The organism is Agrobacterium sp. El2ro-1b, from assembly GCF_048298475.1.
Taxonomy (GTDB): domain Bacteria; phylum Pseudomonadota; class Alphaproteobacteria; order Rhizobiales; family Rhizobiaceae; genus Agrobacterium; species Agrobacterium fabrum.
This window is the reverse complement of the sequence record NZ_CP103459.1, coordinates 1542158-1553784: the sequence shown is the minus strand read 5'-3', so window position 1 is coordinate 1553784 and position 11627 is coordinate 1542158. Positions and strand designations below refer to the sequence as shown.

12 protein-coding genes are annotated in these 11627 nt (G+C 60.6%); 8 read left to right on the top strand and 4 right to left on the bottom strand.

Features of this window, described 5'->3' with window-relative positions; translation table 11 throughout:
* The 3 genes from NYR50_RS21230 to NYR50_RS21220 are packed head-to-tail and all read right to left on the bottom strand — an operon-like array spanning position 1 to position 3003.
* Positions 1-1473, bottom strand: coding sequence for a mannitol dehydrogenase family protein (locus NYR50_RS21230; RefSeq protein ID WP_174010006.1), 1473 nt, complete (start codon positions 1471-1473; stop codon positions 1-3).
* Between the two features lie 17 nt (positions 1474-1490).
* Positions 1491-2231, bottom strand: a complete 741-nt coding sequence (locus NYR50_RS21225) for an SDR family NAD(P)-dependent oxidoreductase (protein ID WP_174010007.1) — start codon at positions 2229-2231, stop codon at positions 1491-1493.
* Between the two features lie 22 nt (positions 2232-2253).
* Positions 2254-3003 (bottom strand): GntR family transcriptional regulator, encoded by a 750-nt coding sequence (locus NYR50_RS21220; RefSeq protein ID WP_174010008.1) that lies wholly within the window; start codon positions 3001-3003, stop codon positions 2254-2256.
* 151 nt (positions 3004-3154) lie between these two features.
* Between NYR50_RS21220 and NYR50_RS21215 the strand changes: the two genes are divergently transcribed.
* The 5 genes from NYR50_RS21215 to NYR50_RS21195 all read left to right on the top strand — a co-directional run bounded on the left by NYR50_RS21215 (position 3155) and on the right by NYR50_RS21195 (position 8749).
* Positions 3155-4195 (top strand): sugar ABC transporter substrate-binding protein, encoded by a 1041-nt coding sequence (locus tag NYR50_RS21215; protein WP_174010009.1) that lies wholly within the window; start codon positions 3155-3157, stop codon positions 4193-4195.
* A gap of 139 nt (positions 4196-4334) precedes the next feature.
* Positions 4335-5375 carry an ABC transporter permease gene (locus tag NYR50_RS21210; RefSeq protein WP_174010010.1) on the top strand — a complete coding sequence of 347 codons (1041 nt, stop codon included), beginning with the start codon at positions 4335-4337 and terminating at the stop codon, positions 5373-5375.
* A gap of 10 nt (positions 5376-5385) precedes the next feature.
* Positions 5386-6363, top strand: a complete 978-nt coding sequence (locus NYR50_RS21205) for an ABC transporter permease (RefSeq protein ID WP_174010011.1) — start codon at positions 5386-5388, stop codon at positions 6361-6363.
* A 4-nt stretch (positions 6364-6367) separates the two neighbouring features.
* Positions 6368-7909 carry a sugar ABC transporter ATP-binding protein gene (locus NYR50_RS21200; RefSeq protein ID WP_418138024.1) on the top strand — a complete coding sequence of 514 codons (1542 nt, stop codon included), beginning with the start codon at positions 6368-6370 and terminating at the stop codon, positions 7907-7909.
* A gap of 324 nt (positions 7910-8233) precedes the next feature.
* Entirely contained in the window at positions 8234-8749 is a 516-nt protein-coding gene (locus NYR50_RS21195) for a disulfide bond formation protein B (protein WP_174010013.1), read from the top strand.
* A 30-nt stretch (positions 8750-8779) separates the two neighbouring features.
* Here NYR50_RS21195 and NYR50_RS21190 read toward each other — a convergent pair whose 3' ends face one another.
* On the bottom strand, positions 8780-9337 hold the full coding sequence (locus NYR50_RS21190; RefSeq protein ID WP_080813864.1) for an HNH endonuclease: 558 nt from the start codon (positions 9335-9337) through the stop codon (positions 8780-8782).
* A 326-nt stretch (positions 9338-9663) separates the two neighbouring features.
* On the opposite strand from NYR50_RS21190, the gene NYR50_RS21185 reads away from it, so the two are divergent.
* The 3 genes from NYR50_RS21185 to NYR50_RS21175 all read left to right on the top strand — a co-directional run bounded on the left by NYR50_RS21185 (position 9664) and on the right by NYR50_RS21175 (position 11625).
* Positions 9664-9963, top strand: a complete 300-nt coding sequence (locus NYR50_RS21185) for a hypothetical protein (protein ID WP_418138023.1) — start codon at positions 9664-9666, stop codon at positions 9961-9963.
* Positions 9964-10111: 148 nt separating this feature from the next.
* On the top strand, positions 10112-10714 hold the full coding sequence (locus tag NYR50_RS21180) for a transglutaminase-like cysteine peptidase (protein ID WP_174010014.1): 603 nt from the start codon (positions 10112-10114) through the stop codon (positions 10712-10714).
* 119 nt (positions 10715-10833) lie between these two features.
* Positions 10834-11625: a metallophosphoesterase family protein gene (locus tag NYR50_RS21175; protein WP_174010015.1), complete on the top strand. Its 792-nt coding sequence runs from the start codon at positions 10834-10836 to the stop codon at positions 11623-11625.
* The last annotated feature ends 2 nt before the right edge of the window (positions 11626-11627 follow it).

Sequence of the window (11627 nt, the reverse complement as noted above, 5' to 3'; positions counted from 1 at the left end):
CTACTCCTCCGAAAAATGCCGTTCGATGGCGCCGAGCGCGCCGTATTGGACGATGTCGCGATAAGCCGCCCGAAGCGCCGTGACGAATGCCTCGTCCGCCAGCCATTCAGGACCGAAGACGCGACGGAATGTTAAAAACCGCTCGACGACCGTATCCGGGTCCTCACCAGTGCCGGTTGGTGCACTCCATTCGGCAAAAGCCGGATCGGCCATGAGGATGGGCTCGCCGCGCTCGTTCAGCGCCGCGCACGACCGTATCCAAAGGGCGACAGCAAAAAGAGCCACCGAATTCGCCGCGCCCGCAGCACGCAGCTCCGCAAGTGGTGCGAGAATGCGTTGCGGCACTTTCTGGGAAGCGTCCGAAGCTATCTGGGCGGCGCGGTGGCGAAGTGCGGGGTTGGCAAAACGCTGGCGCAGACCGGCGACATAATCCGGGCCGCTGACGGCCGGGCTCAATGTGGAACCCACCTCCCGCCAGTAACGATCGATGTACCCGCGCACACGCGGATCGGCATAGATATCGGCGATCGTCTCAAGCCCGCTGCACTGACCGATGGCCGCCATGGCGGTGTGGGCGCCATTCAGCATTCTGAGCTTCATATGCTCATAGGGCTCGACATCATCGACGATTTCGGCACCCGAAAGCTCAATGCCGGGGCGACCGTGCGGAAAGCGATCCTCGATCACCCAGCGGAAATAGGGTTCGGCAATCACCGGCCAGGCATCCTCGCAGCCGAGACGCGCCGTCACGCGTTCGCGGTCGGCGGCGGTCGTAGCGGGCACGATGCGGTCAACCATGACGCAGGGGCAGGAAAGGTTTTCCGTGATGAAGGCGGCGAGATCCTGATCGGTGAGACCAGCCATCTCCACCAGAAGCCGGTGCAGGATGCGACCGTTGGACGGAAGATTGTCACAGGAGAGCAGAGTGAGCGGCACGCCGCCATCGGCGCGCCTGCGCCTTGTCGCTTCCAGCAGAAAACCGAGCGCGGAGCGCGGCCTTTGCGGATGTTCCAGATCATGGACGACATCGGGATGATCACGAAGAAGCGTACCCGCCGACAGATCGGCGAGATAACCCTTTTCTGTCACTGTCAAAGTGACGATCCTGACCCGCGGATCGGTCATGGCCTGCAACAGGCGCTCTGGATCCTCAGGAGCGACGATGGTCTCAAGGATGGAACCGACGACCCGCAGCGTCTCGTTTTCACCGTCGCGCAGGCAGAAAGTGTAGAGATTGTCCTGCGGCGCGATGGCATCGCGCGTATCGGGGCTGCGCAGCGAGGCCGCGACAATGCCCCAGCCGGTTTCGCCGCGCGCCAGGCAATCATCGATGAAGACGGCCTGATGGGCGCGGTGGAAAGCGCCGACGCCGAGATGGACGATGCCCGGCGTCACCGCTTTACGGTCATAGGTGGGTAAAAGCACGTCTTGCGGCAGATGGGAGAGTGCAAGGGAAGAAAGTCGATTGGTCACGTTGTTATCTCCGTATCTCAGCCGAATTGCAGGCCACCATTCATGTCAACGACAGTGCCCGTCATGAAGCCGGACAACGGTGAGGCGAGGAAACGCACGGCATGCGCCACTTCTTCGGGCTGGCAGAAACGGCCGACGGGAATGGCTGCAAGCTGGCGCTGGCGGTCTTCCTCCGACAATTGCTCCATGATCATCGGCGAAACCACATAGGCGGGCGCCACCGCATTGGCGGTGACGCCGAAGGGAGCGAGCTCACGCGCCGAGGAATAGGTGAGGCCGACCATTGCCGATTTCGACACCGAATAGGCCGTACCCGCCGTCAGTCCGCCGGATTTCCAGGCGTAGGAGGAGATGTTGATCAGTCGCCCCCAGCGGTTTTCCTTCATGGCGGGAACGACGGCCTGCGTCAGCAGCAGCGCGGCATCGAGATTGACGGCCATCAGCTTGTGCCATTCGTCAAGCGTGGTCGCGGCCAGCTTGTGCGGAGACAGCACACCGGCATTGTTGACGAGAATGTCGATGACCTCGAAACGACCGGCTATGTCCTTCATGACGGCCTGTAGCGCCGCCGCATCACCGAGATCGACGGCAATGGGATCGCAGGCACCGCCAAAGCCCTCCGCGAGTGCCGTCACGGCCTCGATATCGCGATCGAAGGCAATCACCCTTGCCCCTTGCGCCACCAGCGCCGCAACCACGGCGCGGCCGATGCCGCCGCACGCGCCCGTCACGAGCGCGGTCTTGTGTTTCAGTTCCATTCTGCCTCCTCCACGTCCATTATCAAATGGACAAATGCTTGCGCTCTTCTTCGGGCAGCTGTTCGTAGATCACGAAAACCATATCCAGATGTGTCACCAGCGCCTTTTCAGCGCCGTCGGCATCGCCCTGGTCGAGAGCGTCGACAACCGCGAGATGCTCCTCGATCACGGCGGGCAGGCGCTCCGGTTTCGCCCAGTAACGATGAAACCGCGAGAGCGTCACCTTGGCGGCAAGGATTGCCTGCCAGACGCCTTCGCGGCCGGAAAACGTGCCGAGCAGCCGATGAAATGCCTCGTCCGCATGGAAAAAGCCGTTGGCGTCATGGGCGGCGATCACCCTTTCCTGCTCGGCGATGACATCCCGCATCGTCCGGCTCATTTCTTTCGTCCATCGCGGCGCAACCTCTCGCAGCAGAGCCACTTCGAGCGAACGGCGGATGAAATGGCTGTCCTGAATTTCGCCGAGCCTGATCGGCGCGACGAAGCTGCCGAGCTGCGGATAGACATCCACAAGCCCCTCTTCCGACAGGCGCTGGATGGCGGCGCGCACCGGCGTGCGTGAGACGGAAAACTGACGGCAGATCGAGTTCTCGCTGATCGGCGCACCCGGCGCCAGCCGCACCTCGACAATGGCCTGACGCAGGGCCGCATGAACCTGATCGGCCATCGAGCCATAGCGATTGACCACAAGCTCCACACTTTCGATCCCCGGGCCCGAGGCCTCCTGATGGCCGCCGCGTCCGGCAAAGCCGGCACTGGTATTTTTCGTCATGAACGCTCCCCTTTTGAAAGGCCGTCGTGAAAATCCGATTGCTACTTGGATACAAGTATACTAGGGTCCATAGTGCTTACGCAAGCCGGCTGTTGGGAGAAAGAGCGATTAAGGGAGGTTCCAGTCGCTTTTTAAAGGAACAGACCGTTTCATGGAGGAGAAAAACATGACGCATTTCATGCGCAGCCTCGTCGCTGCCGCAATCATCGGCGCTGGAGCCTGCGGTGTTGCGCAGGCAGCGGACGCCAGCAAGGTCGCCCTCGTTCCGGGTGGTCCACATCCCTATTTCGCCGCCTGGGAAGAGGCCGGAAAAGACGCCGCCAAGGACTTTGGTCTGGCGGGCGCGGATTACAAGGTGCCGCAGAAATGGGAGCTGGCGCAGCAGAACCAGCTTCTCGAAAGCCTTCTGAGCCAGGGTTATAACGGCTTCCTGATTTTCCCCGGCGATCCCGTCGGCGCGGTCTCGACAGCGGAAGAATTGACCGGCAACGGCGCGAACGTGATTGCCGGCGCCGGCTGCTTCAAAGACCCCTCACCCGCCGCCTTCTGCCTCGGCACCGACACCGGCAATTCCGCTTATCTCGGCACCAAGGAACTGATCAAGGCAATGGGAACGGGCAAAAAACGCATCGCCCATTTCACCGGCTTCCTTGTCGACCCCAACACCCAGCTGCGCATCGATGCCGTGAAGAAGGCGGCTGATGAAGCGGGCGCCGAGGTCGTGCAGGTCATCGCCGATATCGACGCGCCGGAGCCGGCCGAAGAAAAGATCAATGCCTACCTCGCCGCTCACGCCTCGGAAGTGGACGGCATCGTCACCACGGCCTGGGTTCCGGCAGTTGTCGCCTCCAACGCGCTGCGCAAGATCGGCGACAAGCGCATCCACATGGTCGGCATCGACCACGACGAAGTGGTGCTGAAGGCGATCAAGGACGGTTTCGTCGATGGCACGATGCTGCAAAACCCCTATGGCCAGGGTTATGTCGGCTCCTTCGCTTTGAGCAAATTGCAGTCCGGCTGCAAGGTGAAGGAAGATGCACCGTTCAAGTCCAATGCACTGACGACCAAGTTCATCGATTCCGGCACCGCCTATGTCGATGCCACCAAGGTCGACAACTACGTGGACGCCATGCGCGCCGAGACCAAAAAGCTGCTCGCAAACTTCGATACGACGTATCTGAGCTGCAAATAAGCAAGCCTTTGGCGGTTGCCGGGCGGTTGACGACCACGCCCGGCAACCAGCTCCGCCGGAAAAACGTCTTCCGGCGGTAGCATCACGTCGAGGCCACCCGGAGAGGTGCCTCAGGCCGAACCAATACCGGAACAGTTTCATGACCGTGAACGATAGTTTGCTCACAAAAGGCGTGCAGGAGGCCGAGGAACGAATGGGGTCCAGCCTTTCGCAGGGCCGTTTTTTCCTCACCAATGAATTCGGCCTTATTCTGCTGATCGTCGTCTTCGCCGTTATTTTCGGCGTGGCGGCCGGCGGCTTCCTTTCGCCTTTCAACCTGTTCACGCTCGGCCGAAGTGCGGCGATCAACATCATGATCGGCCTGTCGATGATGGCGGTGATCGTGACCGGCGGTCTCAATCTCGCCGTTGGCGCGATCGGCGTATCGGCGGCCATGGCCTGCGGTTATCTCATCGAGGTGCTTGGCGTGCCCTGGCCGCTCGCGCTCATCGGCGGCCTCGCCACAGGCGCAGCGCTCGGTTTCATCAACGGCTGGACCGTCATCCGCACGGGATTGCACAGCTTCATCATCACACTCGCCACCATGAGCATCTTTTTTGGGGTGATGATCTTCCTGACGCGGGCCGAAGCCTATCGTGGCCTGCCGCCGATCTTTGCTGCCTTCGGAAAAATGAAGCTCGCGACCTATTTCTCGCCGCTGCTTCTCGTGACGCTGGCAACCGCCCTTGCGCTTTCCTTTCTCTACCGGCGCACGGTTCTCGGCCGCGAAATGCTGGCGGCAGGTGCGCGCCCGGAAGCAGCCGAACTATCAGGCATCCGCGTCGACCGCATCTTCATTGCCTGTCATATGCTGTCGGGCCTGCTTGCCGCACTCGCTGCCCTGATGCTGGTGACGCGCACGGGAGCGGCCATTCCTTCCATGGCCGGCCAGCTCGGGCAGGACTGGCTGTTGCCAGCCTTTCTCGGCCCCGTCCTCGGTGGCACGCTGTTGCAGGGCGGCAAGGTTTCGGTGCTCGGCACCTGCCTCGGCGCACTTCTGGTCACCATGCTGACCAGCGGCCTGCTGCTGCTCCAGCTCGGTGAATTCTGGGTCCAGACATTTCTCGGCCTGCTGCTGTTGCTGGCGGTTTTGATGGACAAGGCGCGGCGAAGCTATCTCGCCCGGCGCAATCTGGCTTGAGGACTGGACGATGACAACCGACAACACCCTTCTACGCCTTGCCAGAACCGACTGGTTCGGCCCCCTGCTGGTCACGGTGCTGGCAATAGTAGTGATCCGTGGCTTCAGCCCCAACTTCCTGTCGTCCTTCAACATTCAGATTTTGCTTCTGGCCATCTCGGTCAATGCGCTCATCGCCTTTTCGCAGATGATCATTATCGCCATCGGCCAGATGAACCTCTCCGTGGGTGCTATCGGCGGCCTTGCGGCAATTTCCTTTGCGGGCCTGATGCAGGTCTGGGGGCTTCCGGCGCCGGTGGCTGCCATAGCCGCAGTGCTGATCGGCATTGTCTGCGGCATGCTCAACGGCCTGCTGATCGCCATCACCGGCATATCCGCCTTCGTCATCACGCTTGCGACACTATCTATCTACAAGGGCATCAACCTCGGCATCACACGGGCGGAGCCTTTCTATGGCATACCCGAAGCGGTGAAAGACTTCGGTTCGGCCCTCATTGCCGGGCCTATTCCGTGGCTCGCAGTCCCGACCATCGTCATCGCATTCGCCCTGTGGTTCATGCTGCGACGCCAGCCGATAGGCCGCTTCATCCTTGCCATCGGCGGCAACAGCCATGCGGCGGAGCTTTCCGGCATTTCGGTGCGCATGACGGTGATCGTGGCGCATGGCATTTCCGGCTTTCTGGCATCGGTAGCGGGCATCCTGCTCGTCTCCCGCCTGCAGATCGGCCAGCCTTCCATCGGCGACGACTGGCTCATCCTCTCCTTTGCCGCCCCCGTCATCGGCGGCGCGGTACTGGCGGGCGGCCATGTCAGTGTCGGGGCAACCCTGCTCGGCGTCGTCATCGTCGCCATCATCACCCAGGCGCTGGTGCTGTTCTCCATCGATCCGTTCCTCGTGCAGGTGGTGCTGGGCGCGATGATCCTCGCCGCCGTCGGCATCAACCGCCTGCGCGAAACGCATCTCGGCAAAAAGACAGGGAAGGCCTGACATCATGGACAAGCAACCCGTTTTTCAGGCACGAAACATCGAAAAAGTCTTTCCCGGCGTTCGGGCGCTCAAGGGCGTCAATCTTTCGCTGCAACCCGCCTCGATCCACGCCCTGCTTGGAGAGAACGGCGCCGGCAAATCGACCCTGATCAAGGTCATCACCGGTGTCCATCATCAAAGCAGCGGCCAGATCCTTGTTGATGGGCAGGAAGTGCGTTTCAGCAATCCGCGCGAGGCGATTGCCCGCGGCATCGGTGTCGTCCATCAGGAGCGCAACCTTATTCCGCGCTTCTCGATTGCCGAGAACATCCACATGGAAAAGCTCGGCGCCCATTATCTCAAACCCATCGACTACGCCGCGCTGAACCGCGATGCGCGCCGCTGGCTTGAGGCGCTCAATCTGGAAATCGATCCGGCAACGCCGGTATCGGAGCTTTCCGTCGCACAGATGCAGCTGGTGGAAATCGCCAAGGCGCTTTCTCTGCAGAGCCGTGTACTGCTCCTCGATGAGCCGACGACATCGCTGACGCCAAGCGAAACGGACAATCTCTTCCGCATTCTGCGCCGCCTGCGCGATGATGGCGCAAGTCTCGTCTTCGTCAGCCACAAGCTTGAGGAAGTTCTCGACATCTGCGACCGGGTAACGGTTCTGCGGGATGGTGAAAATGCCTGCGAAAGCCGCTCGATGGAAGGCCTTGGACGTCAGGATCTCGTCCGCCTGATGATCGGACGCGCCGAAAGCGGCGGCGGCTGGCGCAAACGCGCGGTCGAACACCATCCGATGGTGCTGGAACTTGAGGACGTATCGACCGCGATCGGTCACCACAATATCAGCCTGTCCGTGCGCAAGGGCGAGATCGTCGGCCTTTACGGGCTGGTCGGCGCCGGGCGCACCGAACTTGCAAAATCGATCATGGGCAAATTCGCGGTCACCTCTGGCGACCTGCGTATTTCGGGCCGACCAGCCCGCATCCGCTCCGTTGCCGAAGCCATCCACGACTACGGCGTCGGTTATGTCAGCGAAGACCGCAAAGGCGATGGCCTCATTCTTCAGCACTCGGTTCTTGCCAATGCGGGCGTCCCCATCTGGCGTAAACTCTCGAATACGTTCGGCGTGCTTTCGGATGGGCGCATCCGTGCGGCGGTAACACCTTTCCTGAAAAAGCTGGAGGTGAAGACACCAAGCCTCAGCCAGACCGTCGGCAATCTATCCGGCGGCAATCAGCAGAAAATCAGTGTCGCCAAATGGCTCGCCGCCGATGTCAAACTGCTGATCGTCGACGAACCCTCCGTCGGCATCGACATCAAAACCAAGGCCTATCTGCATGATCTGCTGCGCGAACTGGCAGATAACGGCACCGCCATTCTCGTCATTACCAGCGACATGCCGGAAATGGTGGCACTGGCCGATCGCATCGTCGTGATGGACCAATACAGGGTGAAAGGCATCGTGGAAAACAATGGCGTCTATGCCGATATGAGCCACGATATCATGACTCTCATCCATCACTCTGAAGAGAGCGAAGCCCGCCTCCACCAGGCATAGGTCTCATCACTCCGAGCTTCCGCCTGCCCGAATGCTGATGGCATGTCTCATCATTGCAAGGTGAGACTGCCTTCCAGCGGCGACTGCGGTCGCCGTAAAGGCGCATGTCTGGCCTGGAGTGCCATTTTACCGTCGGCGCACTCACGAAACTTTGCTTGCACATCCCGCCAACATTGCCGAGCTTTCATTTGCCAGACGCAGCGGACTGGATTAGACGAATCCCGTTACACCGTGGAAACCGGCGACTTAATTTCGCCATCACGCCCGCCTTTTTGAAAGCCCGTCCGGGATATCTGCTTCTTTGCGAAGTTTGAGGAAAACAACATGGCCAATGCGACCACCGCCGACAACAGCCGCACGCTCGCCGCTCTCGGCGTCACGGCGGGAATGATCTTCACCGTCGGCTCCGCCCTCGGTTTCCAGCATATTGGCGGTTACACGCCCTGCGCGCTCTGCCTGTTGCAGCGCGATCCCTATTATTACGCCATTCCGCTGGGCATATTGGCCATTGCGACCAGCATCTTCAAACTGCCGACCCAGATCACCCGGCTGCTTCTTGCGCTAATTGGCGTGGCGATGCTGATCGGCGCAGGGCTTGGCGTCTATCATGCCGGCGTGGAATGGGGTTTCTGGGCAGGCCCGATCACCTGCGCGACCGGCGCTCCTTCCATCACCACCAATGCCGGCGATCTCCTGGGCAATCTGAACGCCATCAAGGCACCCTCCTGCAACGACGCCGCATTGCGGGTGCTCGGCCTTTCCTTTGCGGGCTGGAATGTCATCGCAAGCATTGCGCTTGCGGCAGTCGCCTTTTTTGGCGCGAGCCGTCAAAGCCGGTAAGCGGAAAAACCGCGTGGCAGTCCTGAAGGGTCAGGGCTGCAGTTCGGTATCCCAGTAAAGATAGTCCATCCAGCTTTCGTGCAGATAGTTGGGCGGGAACAACCGTCCGTTATTGTGCAGATCCTGAACCGTTGGCTGGAAGGGCTTCTGTGCCGGAAACATGCCCGCCTGCTTGGGAAGCTTGCTGCCTTTTCTAAGGTTGCAGGGAGAGCACGCCGCCACGACATTGTGCCACGTCGTTTCACCGCCATGCGCGCGGGGAATGACATGGTCGAAGGTCAATTCGTCCCGCGTGCCGCAATACTGGCATTCGAACTTGTCCCGAAGGAAAACGTTGAAGCGTGTGAAGGCGGGGTTGCGGGTGGGCTGTACATAGGTCTTGAGGCTGACGACGCTCGGCAGCCGCATGGAAAAGCTTGGTGACGACACGGCGTGATCATATTCTGCAATGATGTTCACACGGTCTAGAAAGACAGCCTTGATCGCGTCCTGCCAGGACCATAACGACAAGGGGTAATAACTCAGTGGCCTGTAGTCTGCGTTCAGAACGAGCGCCGGCAGGGCCTGTGGTGAAACTGCAATCGTCAAGGGCTTCTCCTGATCGATTCGGCATCTGCACCTGTATATTAGGTCCGTTGTTACAGGATTGTGAAGCCTATAAATGCAGCGGCAAAGAGCTTAATTTTTAAGCCCCGGAAAGGCCGTTTTTCGCATTCCTGAAGACCGGCGATCCATCGCCATGGGGTATCTTTGGCCGATGCGGCAGGACGGCGATTCGGCCAGACACAAATCCTTCTCACGGCGGACGCAATATCGGTGGTATGATGACCTTCAACGGGAAATCAATGCGCGCCTGCCGTGGCAAATGTGCGGCGCCGCTGGCATTCATAATTTCTTCGCTCGAGGAAACGCTCATGATGTTGCGTATGCGGCAAGCGACGATAATGCGTGGCAGCCTGGCGGTGACGGCATTCTCCGTCATGGTTGGCCTGGCAGCTGGCGCCCACGCCCAGCAATACCAGAATTTCGAAGTAACGCCGGATGGGCGCGGCGGCGCGCAGGGAACAATCGGCGGACGCAATTTCAAGGTTGAGCGAAATTATGACCGGCCGCCGGCAGGCGGCGCCTCACCCGAGACACGGCGCGACCTGAGGCAGGCCGTCCCGCAACAGACCTGTATCGTCGACAGCGAAGGCCGAACGCGCTGCAAGTGAGCGCCGCCCCCCTCCTTACCGACCGATTTCAGCCAGCGTTGAGAAAATTTGATTTCGTTAAAATGCAATCCATCGACTTAAACGGCCTGCAAGAATGGGCCGCTATGGTGCCAGGCACAAGAGAAGACAATTGTGCAGGGGCAAGGACATGGCGATGAAAAAAATCCATCTGGCAAAGATTTTTGCCGTCGCTGCCGGCGTGGCGGCAACCATTGCGACAACGGCATCGGCCGCACCGCTCGGCCTCGCCCAGAAGCCGGGTGCCGCGCGTCCCGGCCAGTTCATGCCAACAAGCCGCCCGACCATCGCGCCTATTGCCTTTGCGAAATTCTGCGACAGCGCCGCCGACCAATGCGTCCGGATCGGTGATGGCGACATGGTGGAACTGACAAAACAGAAACGCGTGGAACTCCAGCGCGTCAACGCCGAGATCAACACATCGATCATTTACGCCAGCGAGCAGGACGGCGAAGACGACTGGAAGCTGAACCCGGCAAGCGGCGACTGCGATGATTTCGCGGTGACCAAGCGGCAGCGCCTCCTGCGCGCCGGCTGGCCCTCCGGCGCGTTGCGCATCGCAACGGCGCGCACGACGGATGGCATCGGCCATGCCGTCCTGGTCGTCAGCACCAGCCAGGGCGATCTCGTGCTCGATAACCGCACCAATGTCGTCAAACCTTGGAAAGCGGTTGATCTGAAATGGATCAAGATCCAGTCACACGAAAACCCGCGCATCTGGCTGAAACTCTAGACCGCCGGATCCATGCTTGTGGGCTTCATTCGAGGAGGCTGCGACGTAGCTTAGGCGCAGGATGCGGCAGCCGTTTCCAACGCCCTTGACCTTGTGCTGGAGAGACAGTATCCGCAGCTATGCCCAAGGTATTCAACTGGATTCGCGGTCGTAAGCAACCAGCCCCCCGGGACGACCGGAGGCGGCGCAGAATAGACCTTGGCGAAAAGCCGGCCACCTTCCCCATTTACGCCATTGGCGACGTGCACGGCAGCCTCGACCTGCTCTTGCAGGCGGAGCGGAAAATCCTTGCCGATCTGGAGCCAGAACCCTCCCCCGCGCTGGTCATCCTGCTGGGTGACTATGTCGATCGCGGGCCCGATTCCCGCGGCGTTCTCGAACATCTGCTGCAAGCGCCGCCCGCGCCGCTTCGCCGTATCGCCCTTTGCGGCAACCATGAGCAGCTCTTCCACGACTTTCTCAAAAATCCGCAGGAGAATATGCACTGGCTCGACTTCGGCGGTCGCCAGACGCTTCTGTCTTACGGGGTCGATATCGACTATTTCGTGCACAAGGGCCGTCTCAGGCAGCAGCCATTCAGGGATGCGCTGCTCGGCGCGATCCCGCAGCCCCATCGCCAGCTTTTGTCCAGCCTGCCCGTCTATGCCCGCATTGGCTCCTATATCTTCGTGCATGCTGGCTTCAGACCGGGATTGCCGCTGGAGGCGCAGACCGATGAGGACATGCTCTGGATCCGTGAACCTTTCCTTTCACAGGGAGCCGGACTGGACCTCCTCGTCGTCCACGGGCACACGACAGTGGAGCAACCGGAGACCGGCCCGCAGCGTATCGGCATCGACACCGGCGCTTATACCACGGGCAGGCTCACCATTCTCAGGCTCTCGGATGCAGGCCTGCACCTGATCGGCTGAGC